Below are 15,755 nucleotides of genomic sequence, written 5' to 3'. Positions count from 1 at the left end.
CTGACTAATATCTCGATATTATCTGCGCTATTTTCCTTGTTTGACGGCGATTTATCTCATTTTTATCGCCATTTTTAAAATGAGGACACGCCCTAGATGGTTAGGCTATCTTTTTGGTTTTCTGTTAAAATAAGCCGCGCCACCGCCGGATAACGGTATAAGACGTATTGTCCCCTTTATTTAATCCTTGCCTCTCACGCATAAATGCAGGATAACGCCCTCATGCTATTACGCTCAGCTAATCTTTGTAAAAAATTTACCCCGCTGCTGGTTGCCACAGTCGTAAGCAGCGCTATGTTTTTGACCGCGTGTAATGACAACGACACGTTAGATGACACGGCGGCGGTAGTGCCAGCAGATTTGTCGGTGTTTGAGGGCTGCTATACTGTCAGTCATGATGAGCCTGCCCAAATAAAAATCAGTCAACAAGCGGGCGCGTGGGTCATGCAAATGAAAGAGCCGGCAAGCAGTGGCCGCGTTTGGGACACGCCTGAGCCATTAGAAGCCATCAAAAACAGTGAAGTCCCGCAGTTCTTTTCGATCGATCCTGATAATGTCGATGCGGTCATCGGTCGTCCTGATAGAGTACTGGTCTTGGCACATGCCAAACCCGCTTATGCCAACATCGATCCGCTGCTAGATAGTGAGTATCTGTCCTATATTTACCGCGGTGCCAATACCATCTATCAGGTGGCATGTGATGAGGTCAATACAGATATTTTGGTCAATCCGCATGCCAACATTATCATCGATAATGTCAATGAGAGCCGATAAGCCGATCTTTGAAGAGTCTCTAACGAGGTCTTTTGGGCAGTTAAAAGCACGCGACGACGGTTAATAGAGGCGCTTACAAACCTCTCAATAATGTGCTCGTCATGTCGCTGTATTATCATGTATCTTTATTATGAATAGTTAGTTGAGTCAGGTCGTATGAATTTTTTTAGTTATGTGGTGTTGGGCGGGTTTTCTTATGCTGCTGGTTGGGCGGTCAGAACCTATATACTTGATAAAAAGCCCAAATCTGAGCAGCCTTATAACCTCAAGCACCCAACCATTTTAGCCTATCTTGGCAGTTTTTTTATCGTGATGTTGGTGGTTTCTTGGCTGATTGGTCGCTACTTGCTCGGTCATATCGCCATTGATTTGCCTTTTATCATCGTCAATAGCTTGGTGGCGACCTTTGTGTATTCATTTGGCCTAAATCCAGAAAACGCCAATTATGGGGTGCCAGATTGATAGGAACGGTGTCAAATTCAAATAGCTGATTAATATATCAATATTATCTTCGCTATTTTTCAAATGAAGACACGCCTTAATAAAACAGGGTCAATGACGCTTACATTGACCCTATTTTATTAAATGCTAGCTATCAGCCATGATGACTGGTAGTTGTGATTTATTTATCTTTGCTGGATTGTTCTTTGTCTGACTTTTTGGTGTCTGACTTTTTAAAGGTTGGTTTTGAGTCCTTGTCTGTGTCTGCAGATTTGTTTTCAGTAGCGTTTTTAGAAGCCGTTTGTTCATCCTTCCATTTTTTGTATTTCGTTAAATCCTTGTCTATCATTTTAAGACAAAACTTGAGTACCAAGGCGTCATCGATATGACCGATAAATGGGATAAAATCGGGAATGATGTCGATGGGGTTGAGAACATAAAGCAAGCCAACCGCCGCTGCTGAAATGGTCTTATAAGGAATGTTGCGATAATTGCCCTGATAGTAGTCTTTTACTAGGCTCATCAGCAGCAATAAGTCTTTGGCATAGCCTTCAAGGCCTTGTTCTTTTTTGAGTTGGTCGTTTAGTTTGTCTTCTTTGCCTACGATGAGCTTTATACTATCCATCAGGCTTTTATTGTCTTTTTCTTTATCGGCCATACTAAGAGTCCTTATATGAATGTTAGGGTAGATGTTTTTGGCTAATGGTATTTTGATCTATTATTGTCGTACCCTTTACTATAGCAAGAGTCATGACGTCATCCAAATAAGACGATGAGTGGTTCTGTATCATTTTGTTGACTGTGTGCGCAGCTGAAGATGCCACGTCAAGTGGCCTAAAACCCTGACGCTAGCCAGAACCTGATGGCTGTAACCTAACAATTGTAATCTAATGGCAGCTTTGAGCTGCGTTATAAGAAAATAGCGGTTTAATAAACTATTACGAAATAAAGTATTGCTGAATAAAGTCGTCATCGATGACAATAAAGGTAGCATTATGACCAAGATATCCTCCGCCCTCAATCGTCGCCAGTTCCTGCGTCAAGCTAGCCTCTATGCAGGGGCGGGGTTGCTCGTCACGCGTGCCGTGGCGCACTCATCTGTACAGGCGAACCCGCCAGAGAGCCACCTGCCGCTGACCAAAGATGATCTGCCAACGGCTGTAGAGGAGCGTGCTGTTGAAAAGGCAGTGGCTGAGAGCTTGCCGGCAAAGCGTCTTTGCATCACACCAAGTATTGAGACGCGGCTGTTTGCCAGCTCCAACGTCGGAGGTAGCCAGGAGCGTAATGCGCGGGCTTTAGAGCGCTTGGCCTGCGCGGGTTTTCAGGTAGATAACCCTACCATTACCGAGCGGCAGTATTTGCGTTTTGCGGGTACGGACTCGCAGCGCGCCAGTGACTTACAAAACATCGCAACTGGTGCCATTGCCGTCCCCCAATTATTGCTTGGGGTACGCGGTGGCTACGGTGCTATGCGCCTATTGCCGATGGTGGACTGGCCGACGCTTGGGCGCATTATGAAGGAGCGCGGCACGATACTGGCAGGATTTAGCGATGTGACGGCGATTCAGTGTGCGCTGTTGGCAAAAGGTGGTATGAGCTCGCTTGCGGCACCGATGCTCTATAGCGAGTTTGGCAAAACCAAGCCTGATAAGGTCAGCTGCCGAGCGTTTGTAGAAGCATTAACCACTCCCAATCTGACTATCGATATACAAGATGCGTCACTCACCAGTCCTAATCTACCCAGTGTTTTAGCAACTGCTGATCCCAAAACGCTAACCGGCACTATGTGGGGCGGCAATCTAAGTGTGGTGTCGGCGCTGGCGGGTAGTGCGTACTTACCGCGTATTGACGGCGGTATTGTGTTTTTAGAAGACGTCGGCGAGCAAGCCTACCGTATCGAGCGCATGCTTTATGATTTGTATTTGGCAGGGGTGTTTAAAGGTCAGCAGGCGATTGTATTTGGCGCGTTATCGGGTAGCGGTGAGGACAGTTATGACAAGCGTTATGATGTCGCTACTGTGATTCGTCAATTGCATCAGCTGACAGGATTGCCGATTTATAGCGGCATGCGTTTTGGTCATATTGGGAAAAAGCACAGCTTTCCACTTGGCGCGACGTGTCAGATTGGTCCAAATACAGATGGTGGTTATCAATTGACGTTTAGTGATTACCCAACGATTAAAGCAGATGCCATTCATGTCGAAGGCTTGTGGCAAAAAAGTTTAAGCCTATAGTCAAATCCAAATAAATCAGATACGTAGCTATCAAGTCGCTGAATGAAACGTTGTTTTTCTTGCATGCTGTGCCTACGCCGACAGAGGCTGCAAAAAACAACATTTCATCTCTCTGTATCGTTTTTATATCGAATGAATGATATGAAAATTGTTGCTCTGATAAATTTATTGCAGCCACGTATGACTTCTAAAAAGTCTACTATCAAGTTAAATCGCCAGTCGTGAAAACTTCTCTTGATATTCCTTTGGGGTCAGCTCGGTGGCGCGTTTAAACAGCCTAGTAAATGATGAGATATCATCATAGCCGACTTGCTCAGCGAGCGATTTTATCGTCACATCGCCCAATTCCAGTAAGCGCTTTGCCTGCTCAATACGCACTGCTTGAATATATTCAATCGGGCGCATCGTAACGGCAGCTTGAAAGCGTCTGTTTAACGTGCGCGGGGTGATATTGACCATGTCTGCTAACTGGTTCACCTGTATCGCTTGCCTAAAATTTTCCTCGATAAACTCTTGTACTTGCTGAACCAGCTGGTCTGCATGCGGTTTATGCAATGTCACATTGGTATAGCTGTTTTGATTACCGCGTTTACTATCAATAATCTGAGTTTTTGCCACTTGGGTAGAAATCTCTCGCCCGCAATAACGCTCGATTAACAATAATCCCAAGTCATAAAAGGCGCTACCGCCTGCCGCACAGAATATATTGCCCGATTGTTCTTGTGACTGGCTTTTTGATTGAGTAACAAACTGGTTTTCTTGTAAATCCACCAGTGGAAAATCCGCCTTAAACTTATTGGCATAGCCCCAATGAGTGGTCGCGACTTTGCCATCGAGCAAGCCTGCCTTTGCCAAAAAAAACGCGCCACTGCAATTGCTGGCGATATCGGCTTTGGTACTCGCCAGTCGCTTGATATGTACAAGCAGCTCAGCGTTCTGACTCAGCACTTTATCGATGGAATCGCCAATCGTTGGGATTAATAATAAATCGCAGTCCGTCACCTGCCGAATATCGCAATGCGCTTGCATGATTAAGCGGTTGCTGCATCTGATATCGACGCCGCCAAGGCTGGCAATCTGCACCTTAAACCTTGGCTCTACCGTCTCATCCAAAAAGCGCTGCCAGCTGACACCAGTAAATGAAAATAAATCCAACGCCCCTGTCAAAGCGCTGCCGAGTACGCCATCGAAGCCAACGATGATGACGTTAAAGGGTTTAAAGTAGGGCATGGCTGCGTAATTTCCTTTAAAAATGTTTATTAAAAATGACGTTTTTCGACGAGGTTTTTCTAATTTAACACATGAGTATTGTCTTATTTGACCATGATTATGTCATAAATGACAATACGGTAAGGCGTTAAATTAGATTACTATCAAGTCATCAACAAATTTAATGAGCCAGCGAGGACACTATGGCAGCAGATACGCTTATCAACGACTTTGAATTACCGTTTCAACTCTACGATGTACTGAACGCAGAAACCTTAACCAAACGTCCTAAGTTTGCAGAACACAGCCGCGAAACCTTTGACGCGGTATTGGGTACCGCCAATAAAATCGCCACCGATTTGTTTTTGCCGCACAATCATATGGCCGATAAAAATGAGCCACAGTTTGATGGTAAAAAAGTCAGCATGATAGACGATGTAAAAGTCGCTTTTGATGCGTTTCGTGAGTCGGGCTTTATCGCCGGTCGTTATCGCTTTGACGATGGCGGCATGCAACTGCCCGAGACGGTGATGACTGCGGTGGCAGGCTATTTTATGGCAGCCAATCCATCGACCACGGCTTATCCATTTTTGACCACGGCCGCCATTAATGTCATCTCGCATTTTGCCAGTGATGAGATCAAAGATGCCTTTATGCCGCGCATGCTAACGGGCGAGTTTACCGGTACCATGGCACTGACCGAGCCGCATGCAGGATCATCGCTTGCCGATATCAAAACCACCGCTGTCAAACAAGATGACGGCAGCTATCGTATCAAAGGCAGTAAGATTTATATCTCAGCAGGTGATCATGAATTGTCTGACAATATCGTGCATTTGGTATTGGCCAAAGTGCCGGGTGGCCCCGCTGGCGTCAAAGGCATCTCGCTATTTGCCGTGCCCAAGTATCGACTCAATGATGATTTGTCAGTCGGCGAGCGTAATGACGTCCATTTAACTGGACTGATTCATAAACTTGGCTATCGCGGCGCGACGTCTACGGCATTGAGCTTCGGTGATGCCGGCGAGTGTCACGGCTATCTGATAGGGGATGAGCATTTTGGCTTGCGTTATATGTTTAAGATGATGAACGAAGCGCGCATCGCGGTTGGTTTTGGCGCGGCGATGATTGGCTATCGCGGTTATCAGTACTCACTCGATTATGCCAAAGACAGAACCCAAGGCAGAATCGCGCCCAATAATAAACCTGAAGATGCAGCAACGGCAATTATTAATCATGGTGATGTCAAACGTATGCTCCTTGCACAAAAAGCCTATAGCGAGGGCGGCATTTCACTCTGTCTATATGGCTCCAATCTCATTGACCGTATCAACACCTGTGAAGACGCCACGCTCAAAAACGAGCTATCAGAACTACTAGATTTACTCACACCAGTGCTCAAAGCATGGCCGTCTGAATATGGTCCAAAAGCCAATGATTTAGGCATTCAAGTATTGGGCGGGGCAGGCTATACGCGTGAATATCAAGCCGAGCAGTTTTGGCGTGACAATCGTCTCAACCCCATTCATGAAGGCACAAATGGCGTACAGGCGTTAGATTTGTCATTTCGTAAGTTATGGCAAAAAGGTGGACTTGGTATCCAAATTCTACAACGTGAAATCACCCAAGATTTAGAAAATATCAGCACACCAGAAACTGCGAAACTTGCGGGCAAATTGACGCCTTATATGGGGCATTTGCATGAAGTGCTCGTACATTTAAGCAAAGTTCTGCAAACCGAAAAAGCCATCACACTGACGGGTAACGCGCAAGCCTTGATGAATATTTTTGCGACTATTGTGGTGAGTTGGATTTGGATTCGTCAAGCGAGCAAAGCTGAGCAACTACTAAGTACGACGCAAGATGTTGAGCAGCAGAATTTCTACCACGGAAAGATACAAGCAGCCAAATACTTTATCGATTGGGAATTGCCACTTATCAACCGCGATATCGAGCTGTTAAATAACGACAATGCGGTCTGTACGGATATGCAAGCCGAGTGGTTTTAAGAGATTGTTTATAAAGTTTTCAAGTAAAAAGTTTTCAAATAAGACGACTAACGTGATGCTGGGATAAATTTTTCGAAGCTTCTGGTATGCCAAGCGCATAGCAAGCGAGTAAACGATACCAATGACTTTTTATAACATTTAAAGGAGTAAATGATGACATCTGATAATAAGCAGATTAATAAGCAGTGGCGCTTAAAAGCAAGACCAATTGGCGAACCAAGTGCTGATACGTGGGAATATACCGAAACCGAACTACCGACTATTACAGATGGCGAGCTGTTAATAAAAATTGAGTATATCTCGATGGATCCGGCAATGCGTGGCTGGTTGAATGATGCAAAGTCTTATATCGCACCGGTACAGATTGGTGAGGTGATGCGCGCGGGTACCGTGGGTAAAGTCATTGAAAGTAAGCATGAGAAGTTTGCTGTTGGTGACTATGTCGCAGGTCATAACGGCGTGCAGTCCTATGCCATCAGTGACGGTACTGGACTACATAAAGTCGATCCAAACCTTGCGCCATTGTCTTATTACTTGGGCGTGCTCGGTATGCCAGGTATGACGGGCTACTTTGGCTTATTAAAAACGGGTCAACCAAAGGCGGGCGAGACTGTCGTCGTCTCTGGTGCTGCCGGCGCGGTCGGCGGCTTGGTTGGGCAAATCGCCAAACTCAAAGGCTGCCGAGTCGTCGGTATCGCTGGTGGTGCTAAGAAGTGTAAATTTTTGGTCGATGAGCTGGGCTTTGATGCGGCGGTAGATTATAAAAATGAACATGTGAAAAAAGGCTTAAAACAGGCCTGTCCAGATGGCGTCGATGTCTTCTTTGATAACGTCGGCGGTGATATTTTAAATGATGTCCTCACGCAAATTAATCTACATGCGCGTATCGTCATTTGCGGGGCGATTAGCCAATATAACAACACCACAGAGGTCAAAGGACCATCAAATTATCTGTCACTGTTGGTCAATCGTGCGCGTATGGAAGGCATCGTCGTCTTTGATAATATCAAAGAATATCCGATAGCGATGAAAGACATTGCAGGCTGGATTGGGTCAGGTGACATTAAAGTAAAAGACCATATTGTCGAGGGTATCGAGACCTTCCCAGATACCTTGATGATGCTGTTTAAAGGTGAGAACTTCGGCAAGCTGGTACTTAAGGTAGAGGGATAAATCATGACAGTGAATACAAATGGAATTGCATCAGACGTAACTGGTAAACACATTTTAATCACCGGCGGCGCGTCTGGCATTGGCGCTGCCAGTGCGTTATTGCTTGCCAGTCGCGGTGCGAAAGTCGTCATTGGCGATTTGGCAGAAGAGATGGGCGCAGCCGTTGCTCAGCAAGGGCAAGACGCGGGCAATAGCATCGTCTTCAAAAAGGTCGATGTCACCAGTGGCGATGAAGTGCGTGCGCTATTTGCTTTTACTATGGAAACGCTTGGTGGTCTTGATGTGGTGATAAATAACGCCGGTATTGACCATAAGCCAGCACCGATGCACGAGCTAAGCGATGAGGATTTTGATCGTAATATCGCCGTTAATCTAAAAGGCGTTTGGCATTGTATGCGTGCTGCCGTTGCTTGCATGGCGACCAACGGCGGCGGTCATGTGATTAATGTGGCCTCCATTGCTGGTTTGCGTTCTGCGCCGCTATTATCCGCCTATAGCGCGGCCAAGCATGGCGTTATGGGGCTGACCAAGTCTGCGGCTCATGAATATGCGCGTGTCAATATCCGCTTTAATGCAGTCTGTCCGAGCTTTATCGATACGCCGATGGTGCGTAATACTATGGCAAATATGGATGAGCGCGCCCAACAAGCAACCATCAAAGCCAGCCCAATGCGCCGTTTAGGGGAAGTTGGTGAAGTAGCGGGTGCGATTGCGTGGCTGGCGAGTGATGAAAGTAGCTTTATGAATGGTCATGCCTTTACCCTTGATGGAGGCATGTTGGCTTAATAGTCAAATAACTGCCAAATCATTACGGCGTTAGCCTCGCTCGATGTACTATTTGTACTATCTATGCTCGGCTGCCTTGTAATGAGTTTGCAGTTTTTCGACTATAATTTATGAAGTGGTTACGATAAAAAAAATTGAAAACTGAATAGCTAGTTCAAAATATAAGGAGTAATGATGAAAGATTTATTTGATTTAACGGGTAAGATTGCGTTAGTGACTGGCGCGAGCCGCGGTATTGGAGAGTCTATCGCTCGTCTATTGGCATCTAGAGGCGCGCATGTGATTGTCTCTAGCCGTAAGATTGATGCTTGCCAAGCGGTAGCAGATAGCATCAAAGCTGATGGTCATAAAGCCAGTGCCTTTGCTTGTCACGTCGGCGATATGGGTCAAATTGACGCTATTTTTGAGCATATCAAAAGCGAGTTTGGTCAAATCGATATATTGGTCAATAATGCCGCGGCAAATCCATATTACGGGCATATCTTAGATACTGACTTAGCTGCTTTTGATAAAACGGTTGAAGTCAATATTCGCGGTTATTTCTTTATGTCGACGGCGGCGGGCAAGATGATGCGCGAGCAGGGCGGCGGGGTGATTTTAAACACCGCTTCGGTCAATGGCTTGGTCGCGGGTGATAAGCAAGGCATCTATTCAATCACCAAGGCGGCGGTGATTAGCATGACCAAGGCCTTTGCCAAAGAGTGCGGCCCTTTAAACATCCGCGTCAATGCGCTATTGCCAGGTCTGACCGATACCAAGTTTGCCTCGGCCTTGACCACCAATGATAAGGTCTTAAAAATGGCGCTACATGCCATTCCACTAGGACGCGTGGCCGATCCGGACGAGATGGCGGGCACGGTGTTGTATCTGGTGTCTGATGCGTCGAGCTATACCACGGGTGCGACGGTGGTCGTCGATGGCGGTATGCTTGCCTAATTATTTGCTGAGTCACTGATAGTCAGTTGAAAATAATTAGTCATTTGCTTAGCTTTGTCTTAAATAGTAATGAGTGATTGGCCATAACAGCACAGCTTGTACGTAAAGTGAAAAACCGCCCAGAGGTGAGTCTCTAGGCGGTTTTTATTTTTTATACGGTTTGTAAATGGCTTAGCACTTCGCTCAGCGCGATCAGTCTTTTAGCACTTCGGCCATGGCATTGGCGACATAGTCGACGTTGTTGACGTTTAGGCCTGCCATACACATACGTGAGTTTGAGACGATATAAACCCCAAACTCTGTTTGTAAGCGCTCGATTTGCTTGGGGGTCAATCCTGTGAAGCTAAACATGCCGTTTTGCTTGGTGATGTAGTCAAAATTGCGCGCTGGCACGTTGGCTTCTAGTACGGATTTTAGCTTGAGGCGCATGGCTTTGATGCGGTCACGCATGCCGTAAACTTCGCCGACCCACTGCTGGTGCAACGCTTCGTCGTTCATGACGATATCGACCACGCGGCCACCGTGTGATGGCGGGCTGGTGTAGATACGGCGTACGGCGTAATTGAGCTGGCCAAAGACGCGCTCGGCCTCTTCTGCCGTAGGGCATACCACAGACAAGCCGCCCACGCGCTCACCATATAGCGACAAGTTTTTGGAAAATGAGTTGCTCACAAACACAGGTAAACCCAGCGCCACAGCTTTGCGAATGGCATAAGCATCGTGGTCCATATCTTGCCCAAAGCCTTGATAAGCGATGTCCATAAATGCAATCAGCTCACGCTGTTTCATGATGTCCAATAGCTCATCCCACTGGGCATGGGTCAAGTCCATACCAGTTGGGTTGTGGCAGCAAGGATGTAGTAGCACCACATCGTGTTTATTTAACTTTGCAATGAAAGCTAGCATCTCATCAAACTTAATGCTGCTGGTGGCAGTATCGTAGTAAGGATAGGTGCCCACCTCGACATCCGAGCCTTCAAAGATGGCAATATGGTTGCTCCACGTCGGATCGCTCACATAGCACTTGGAGGCAGGAAACCATTCATGGATAAACTCAGCGCCGACTTTTAGCGCGCCAGAGCCGCCCAATGTGGCAATGGTAGCGACGCGTTTTTCTTGTAGCACCGCGGCGTCCTTACCAAACAGTAGGTTTTGACAGGCGAGGCGATGCCCTGGCAATCCTGCCATCGGCAGATAAGGTCTGGGCGAGATGGGGTCAGCGATTCGTTGCTCGGCGGTTTTTACACACTCAAGTACTGGCAGTTTGCTGTCTTCATCATAATAGATGCCGATGCCCAAATTGACTTTGTTTGGGTTGCTATCAGCAACAAATTTATCTACTAGACCCAAGATAGGGTCACCCGCATAATAGTCGACGCGTTCAAACATTTTGATTCTCTACAAATAAGATAAAATAAGGTCTCAAAATCATAAACTACATTGTCGCTGAACTCAATGTTAGAATGAACGAATAATGACAAAATACGTATCAATATACATTAATGAGAGTTGGAATGACATCACGTACAGACGATACTGCACATACCGAAAACACTCACTATGCCAATACATGGCTATTTGTACCGGCAACGCGCATGGACAGAGTGGCCAAAGCCTTTGCCAGTGGCGCAGATGCTGTCATTGTCGACTTAGAAGATACCGTGGCTCTAGAGGATAAAGCGTCAGCGCGCAAGGCGTTACAAGAGTATTATGCTCATGCCGACTATCGGCCCGTGTGGGTGCGTATCAGTCAAGCAGGCAGTGATGAGTTTGCCAAAGACATAAAAGCCTGTGAGCAGATGCCCAATCTCGCTGGCATCATATTGCCCAAGGCGGAACAGGCCACAGATATCGAATCCGTCCATCATTTAACTCGACTGTCTGTCATTGCACTGATAGAAAACGCGCGTGGTCTGTATCAAGTCGATACGATGGCAAAAGCGTCGGGGCTGCGTGCTTTTAGCTATGGGTTTTTGGATTTGTGTAATGATTTGAACGTACAAGTAGGAACGCCGGCGGCAGATATTATCGCCAATCAGATTCGCTATCAGCTTATCCTTAGCTCTAAAATCCATCAGTTAGCGCCGCCCATCGATACCGTGTATCCTGATTTTCAGGATGCCAAAGGATTGGTCGCGCGCGTGCAGCTCTGGTCGCAGATGGGGATGGCAGGGATGCTCTGTATCCATCCCAAACAAGTGGCCGTGGTGCAAAACGCGCTGATGCCGACCGCTGCCGAGATGGAGTTCGCTCGGCGAGTGGTGACAGAGTATGAGCGCCACGGGCAGGCGGTATTTAAGGTAGAGGGCGAGATGGTCGATGCGCCGGTGATTGAGCGCTGTCAGCAGTTATTAAAAAATAGCCGTTAAATAAAATGCTGACATCACATGAGCCTTGCGTTTAAGTGATGTTAAAAGTTATGTTCAACGCCATGGCAAAAATCTGTCAAAAACCATGTCATAAAAAATGCCTAAACATAGTATCAATATACCGCTCGATGGCCTCTGTATCAGGGCTGACCTGTGCATAGGTACGCAAGCCGATGAGCTGGATTTGGAAATAGCGTGCCAGTTCGGCAGGGTCCTGATTACAGCTGATCTCGCCATGGTCGATCGCTAGCTCAAAGGTGTTGACAAAAGAGGCTTCTACCTGCTTTAAGATGCTGGTCGCGTGGGTGAGCAGTTCTGGACTATCGTTTTGTGTCAGCTCGCCGATGGTTTTGACCACCATGCAGATACCGCTGGGCGCACAGCCTTTGCTGCAGATGGTGACGCTTCGAATAAAACGCTGTAGGCCTGCGAGCACGGTTTCTTCTTGGGCAATACAATTGGCAAGATTGGCTGCGCCTTGCTCAGCATAGCGGTTTAAGGCTTCTGTAAATAAGCTGTCTTTATTACCAAACGCGGCATAGATGCTGCCAGGGCGCATATCGACGACATCTTGTAGGTTTCGCATCGAGGTGGCGTGATAGCCTTTTTCCCAGTAGAGGTTTTTGGCTTTTTCGATCACCTCATCACGATTGAATTTGGCTTGTGCACTCATGTGGCTCCCCTTAAAATCTCTGTCTGATTAGGGCGTGTTGAATGTTCAACACGCCCTAAGTACATCAGCGTATCACTGTATCGTTTTTATACTGAATTGACTCTATGTTGTTGATCATTTTTGTCTAAAAAACGCCATTATTATAAAGTCATTTGCCTTATCAAGCGGCCAAACTTTGGCGCAAATTAAAGCGGTTTTTGCGGCTGTAATAATAAAGCCAGTCCAATGGCGACAAAGGCGGCAATACCAGAGACCATGTAACTGATGCGAAAGTCGCCCGTCAGCTCTGCAAGATAACCTGCTGCCACCGGTCCAAGCGCTTGACCACTCGAAAAAGCAAATGTCAGCGCTGCAAGCGCACTGGCTGCTGCCGCGGCACCAAAATAATCACCAGCGCAGGCGGCCATAATGACAGGTACGCTCCAGACCACGAAACCAAACAAAATAATCGACAAATATAACCCCAAATGCCAATCCGTTAAGCCGACTAACAGATAAGCGATGGCAAGAAAGAAAAATGCCAGCGCGAGCCCAAGGCGACGGCCGATGTGATCAGAGATCCAGCCAAAAAGCATGCCCGAAAAGACACTCAGTAGACCAATCCATGCCCAAATACCGCCTGCAGCCGCTTCACTGAGCTGATAAGAGCCCACCATGCTGGTCACGATGAAGGTCACATAAACCATATAAGTCGCGCCATAGATAGCAAAGATAAGGCCCAAGTGTACGAGTAGCTTGAGGTTACTGCGTTCCAGCTTTTTTTTGTTTTTTACGGGCGAAGTGGGTATACGTCCGAAAGGGCTGTGCGTGACATCGTTTGGATGATTGCGAATTAACGCAAAAGTAAGGCACGCCACCACAATATTGATTAGCGCAAAAATCAGCCAACCCGTCTGCCAAGACAGTAAGCTAAAAAAGGGTAATAGTTTTGGGACGACAAAGCCCGATAGGATAATACCAAAGCCGGGCCCTGCCATCACCAGCCCCAACGCCAGCCCGCGATGCGACGGAAAAAACCAGTGTGACATGACGCTCATCATCGGTAAGACCACGCCGCCGCTGCCAATGCCAGTGAGCACATAAAAAGCGCAAAGCATAGGAAAACTGGTGGTAAACGCCATACCAAGCATAGAGGCTGCGATGACAAAAAGACTGGCCGTACCGGTTAAACGAGTGCCAAACCTAGGTAGAATAAGCGGACTTAAAAGCACAGCGACAAGATAACCGATCAGGTTGGCAAAACCTAATATACCGCTTTGGGTGTAGCTCAATGCCAAAGACGCCGACATCGACGGCAGCAGCATACCAAAGGCAAATCGCCCCAAACCCAGCCCGCAAAACATCGCTATAGAGCCTGTAACAGCGACAACCCAAGCATAATGTAACCTGCCTAAGCTAAGCGGCGGCGTGCGATTGCGCGGCTCTGATGGCAAGATGTCCTCACGCATGTTGTTTCTCCGAAAGACCGAAGAAATTGGCGCTTATGTGCCCCATACGCATGATATACAAACCAAGTAACACCGCTGTCTGGCGTAAAAGATTGCCCATTTTACACTTATCCTTGTGTGGGTAATGCAGTACAAAAAGTCCGGTAGCAATGAGTATAGCTTTGCCTGAACACTCGTTCAATAGAAGTTATAAAAGTTTATGCAAATTGCTGCTGTTTATGTAAATTACTAGGGCGTGTCTTTATTTCAAAAATGGTGATAAAAATGAGATAAATTGCCGTCAAACAAGGAAAATAGCGCCGTTAATATCAGGATATTGACCAGCTATTTGACGACGTTTGACAAGATTTGACCATTTTTAGCCCATTTAGATAGCTATCGCGTGAATTGAAGACACGCCCTAAGATATGGTGATGAGTAGCATAAAAAATGCCAGACCGTTTAGTAGGCTGGCATTGTATTTAGGTTCGAATCATCTAGCCTTAATTAGCCGAGTCTTTTACTCAGCTCAGGAAAGCGTTTGATCATAAATAGCATCAGTAGCAGCGCCGCACTAGCGATGGCCGCCCCGACATAGCCCACGCTTGATAGCGACAGATGCGTCACCGCGTATCCACCAAAGAGCGCCCCCGTACCAATTCCTAAATTAATAATACCCGAAAACATCGACATCAGCATGTCTTGGGCATTGACATCGACCATGATGACTTTGGCTTGCATGGAGATGATCAGTAGCATCAGCGCCGCGCCCCATAACAAGGCAATTAGGCTGAGCACCCAGATCGAGGTCACCACATACAGCAGTACTAGCATAGATAAAAGCATCAGTATCGTCGAGACCAGCATAATCCGCGTGTTAAATCGATCACCCCAACGGCTAAATATGACACTGCCGGCAATCCCTGCGACACCGAATAACAGTAAAATGATCGTCGCTGAGTTTTCGCTCACTGAGCCGACCTGCCGCATAAACGGCTCAATATAAGAGTAGGCGCTATAGTGAGCGGTAAAGACCAATAGGATAAGCAAGTACAGGCAGACCAATAATGGGTTTTTTAGCAGTTCTGGTATTTTTCTAAAAGAGCCTTGAAACATACTGGGCAAGGTCGGTAACAGCTTGGCTTGTAGCATAAATACCACAAAAGCAATTACCCCAATCCCGCCAAACGTCGCGCGCCAGCCAAACCATTGACCAACCAAACGCCCCAACGGCACCCCTAGCACCATCGCCAATGAGGTACCCGTCGCAAGCACGCTTAGCGCCAGTGCTTTTTTGCCTTCTGGTGCTACTCGTATGGCAATCGCCGCGGTGATGGACCAAAATATCGCATGCGATAGCGCGATACCTACGCGGCTGATCAGCAGCACATCAAAGCTCCAAGCAAATACGGACAATACATGACTGGCGATAAATACCGCAAACAATGCTAGGAGTAAGCTTTTACGCTCAAAGCGACTGGTCAGTAGCATCAGCGGCAATGACATGGCCGCAACGATCCACGCATACAGCGTCAGCATCCAGCCAGTCTCGGCAGTGGTGATAGAAAAATCTTGGGCAATGTCACTGAGTAGAGCGACGGGGACGAATTCTGTGGTATTCATGATAAAGGCACTGATGCCCATCAAAAACACTTGAAAATACTGAGTCCGGCGAGCATCTAAGCTCGCCTCAATGTTGTGTTTCATAAGATCCAATACAAGAA

At 46.9% G+C, this 15,755-nt stretch carries 14 protein-coding genes; 8 read left to right on the top strand and 6 right to left on the bottom strand.

The annotated features are described in order from the left end of the window. Window positions 1-222: 222 nt before the first annotated feature. On the top strand, window positions 223-774 hold the full coding sequence (locus J3491_RS08765; RefSeq protein ID WP_207969888.1) for a hypothetical protein: 552 nt from the start codon (window positions 223-225) through the stop codon (window positions 772-774). Between the two features lie 156 nt (window positions 775-930). Next, entirely contained in the window at window positions 931-1,236 is a 306-nt protein-coding gene (locus tag J3491_RS08760; protein ID WP_075101153.1) for a hypothetical protein, read from the top strand. A gap of 160 nt (window positions 1,237-1,396) precedes the next feature. Here J3491_RS08760 and J3491_RS08755 read toward each other — a convergent pair whose 3' ends face one another. Beyond that, the gene (locus J3491_RS08755) at window positions 1,397-1,873 is read right to left on the bottom strand and encodes a YkvA family protein (RefSeq protein WP_207969886.1); all 477 of its coding nucleotides are present in this window, start codon (window positions 1,871-1,873) and stop codon (window positions 1,397-1,399) included. Between the two features lie 337 nt (window positions 1,874-2,210). On the opposite strand from J3491_RS08755, the gene J3491_RS08750 reads away from it, so the two are divergent. Next, the gene (locus tag J3491_RS08750) at window positions 2,211-3,449 is read left to right on the top strand and encodes an LD-carboxypeptidase (protein ID WP_207969884.1); all 1,239 of its coding nucleotides are present in this window, start codon (window positions 2,211-2,213) and stop codon (window positions 3,447-3,449) included. A gap of 207 nt (window positions 3,450-3,656) precedes the next feature. Here J3491_RS08750 and J3491_RS08745 read toward each other — a convergent pair whose 3' ends face one another. After that, window positions 3,657-4,679, bottom strand: coding sequence for a GlxA family transcriptional regulator (locus J3491_RS08745; RefSeq protein WP_207969882.1), 1,023 nt, complete (start codon window positions 4,677-4,679; stop codon window positions 3,657-3,659). 182 nt (window positions 4,680-4,861) lie between these two features. Here J3491_RS08745 and J3491_RS08740 point away from each other — a divergent pair, with 182 nt between their 5' ends. The 4 genes from J3491_RS08740 to J3491_RS08725 all read left to right on the top strand — a co-directional run bounded on the left by J3491_RS08740 (window position 4,862) and on the right by J3491_RS08725 (window position 9,562). Next, the gene (locus J3491_RS08740; protein ID WP_207969881.1) at window positions 4,862-6,667 is read left to right on the top strand and encodes an acyl-CoA dehydrogenase; all 1,806 of its coding nucleotides are present in this window, start codon (window positions 4,862-4,864) and stop codon (window positions 6,665-6,667) included. A gap of 150 nt (window positions 6,668-6,817) precedes the next feature. Continuing rightward, on the top strand, window positions 6,818-7,840 hold the full coding sequence (locus J3491_RS08735; protein ID WP_243456273.1) for an NADP-dependent oxidoreductase: 1,023 nt from the start codon (window positions 6,818-6,820) through the stop codon (window positions 7,838-7,840). 3 nt (window positions 7,841-7,843) lie between these two features. Beyond that, entirely contained in the window at window positions 7,844-8,626 is a 783-nt protein-coding gene (locus J3491_RS08730; RefSeq protein WP_207969879.1) for an SDR family NAD(P)-dependent oxidoreductase, read from the top strand. Window positions 8,627-8,797: 171 nt separating this feature from the next. Further along, window positions 8,798-9,562, top strand: a complete 765-nt coding sequence (locus J3491_RS08725; protein WP_243456271.1) for an SDR family oxidoreductase — start codon at window positions 8,798-8,800, stop codon at window positions 9,560-9,562. A gap of 192 nt (window positions 9,563-9,754) precedes the next feature. On the opposite strand, the gene J3491_RS08720 is transcribed toward J3491_RS08725, so the two are convergent. Continuing rightward, window positions 9,755-10,951, bottom strand: coding sequence for an amino acid aminotransferase (locus J3491_RS08720; protein WP_075101160.1), 1,197 nt, complete (start codon window positions 10,949-10,951; stop codon window positions 9,755-9,757). Between the two features lie 125 nt (window positions 10,952-11,076). Between J3491_RS08720 and J3491_RS08715 the strand changes: the two genes are divergently transcribed. Next, complete coding sequence (locus J3491_RS08715; protein ID WP_207969876.1) at window positions 11,077-11,931, top strand: HpcH/HpaI aldolase/citrate lyase family protein; 855 nt, start codon at window positions 11,077-11,079, stop codon at window positions 11,929-11,931. An 88-nt stretch (window positions 11,932-12,019) separates the two neighbouring features. Here J3491_RS08715 and J3491_RS08710 read toward each other — a convergent pair whose 3' ends face one another. The 3 genes from J3491_RS08710 to J3491_RS08700 all read right to left on the bottom strand — a co-directional run bounded on the left by J3491_RS08710 (window position 12,020) and on the right by J3491_RS08700 (window position 15,738). Further along, entirely contained in the window at window positions 12,020-12,604 is a 585-nt protein-coding gene (locus tag J3491_RS08710; protein ID WP_207969874.1) for a TetR/AcrR family transcriptional regulator, read from the bottom strand. Window positions 12,605-12,789: 185 nt separating this feature from the next. Further along, window positions 12,790-14,052 (bottom strand): MFS transporter, encoded by a 1,263-nt coding sequence (locus tag J3491_RS08705; protein ID WP_207969873.1) that lies wholly within the window; start codon window positions 14,050-14,052, stop codon window positions 12,790-12,792. Between the two features lie 486 nt (window positions 14,053-14,538). Next, on the bottom strand, window positions 14,539-15,738 hold the full coding sequence (locus tag J3491_RS08700; protein ID WP_207969871.1) for a sugar transporter: 1,200 nt from the start codon (window positions 15,736-15,738) through the stop codon (window positions 14,539-14,541). Window positions 15,739-15,755 lie beyond the last annotated feature (17 nt).

It is taken from the genome of Psychrobacter halodurans, assembly GCF_017498075.1.
Lineage (GTDB): Bacteria > Pseudomonadota > Gammaproteobacteria > Pseudomonadales > Moraxellaceae > Psychrobacter > Psychrobacter celer.
The sequence above is the reverse complement of the archived record's forward strand: the minus strand, read 5'-3'. Positions and strand labels throughout refer to the sequence as shown.

What these genes read in the sequence shown, in the direction of transcription:
- J3491_RS08765 (WP_207969888.1), top strand. Translation starts at nt 223, where the DNA reads ATGCTATTACGCTCAGCTAATCTTTGTAAAAAATTTACCCCGCTGCTG.
- J3491_RS08760 (WP_075101153.1), top strand. Translation starts at nt 931, where the DNA reads ATGAATTTTTTTAGTTATGTGGTGTTGGGCGGGTTTTCTTATGCTGCT.
- J3491_RS08755 (WP_207969886.1), bottom strand. Translation starts at nt 1,873, where the DNA reads ATGGCCGATAAAGAAAAAGACAATAAAAGCCTGATGGATAGTATAAAG.
- J3491_RS08750 (WP_207969884.1), top strand. Translation starts at nt 2,211, where the DNA reads ATGACCAAGATATCCTCCGCCCTCAATCGTCGCCAGTTCCTGCGTCAA.
- J3491_RS08745 (WP_207969882.1), bottom strand. Translation starts at nt 4,679, where the DNA reads ATGCCCTACTTTAAACCCTTTAACGTCATCATCGTTGGCTTCGATGGC.
- J3491_RS08740 (WP_207969881.1), top strand. Translation starts at nt 4,862, where the DNA reads ATGGCAGCAGATACGCTTATCAACGACTTTGAATTACCGTTTCAACTC.
- J3491_RS08735 (WP_243456273.1), top strand. Translation starts at nt 6,818, where the DNA reads ATGATGACATCTGATAATAAGCAGATTAATAAGCAGTGGCGCTTAAAA.
- J3491_RS08730 (WP_207969879.1), top strand. Translation starts at nt 7,844, where the DNA reads ATGACAGTGAATACAAATGGAATTGCATCAGACGTAACTGGTAAACAC.
- J3491_RS08725 (WP_243456271.1), top strand. Translation starts at nt 8,798, where the DNA reads ATGATGAAAGATTTATTTGATTTAACGGGTAAGATTGCGTTAGTGACT.
- J3491_RS08720 (WP_075101160.1), bottom strand. Translation starts at nt 10,951, where the DNA reads ATGTTTGAACGCGTCGACTATTATGCGGGTGACCCTATCTTGGGTCTA.
- J3491_RS08715 (WP_207969876.1), top strand. Translation starts at nt 11,077, where the DNA reads ATGACATCACGTACAGACGATACTGCACATACCGAAAACACTCACTAT.
- J3491_RS08710 (WP_207969874.1), bottom strand. Translation starts at nt 12,604, where the DNA reads ATGAGTGCACAAGCCAAATTCAATCGTGATGAGGTGATCGAAAAAGCC.
- J3491_RS08705 (WP_207969873.1), bottom strand. Translation starts at nt 14,052, where the DNA reads ATGCGTGAGGACATCTTGCCATCAGAGCCGCGCAATCGCACGCCGCCG.
- J3491_RS08700 (WP_207969871.1), bottom strand. Translation starts at nt 15,738, where the DNA reads ATGAAACACAACATTGAGGCGAGCTTAGATGCTCGCCGGACTCAGTAT.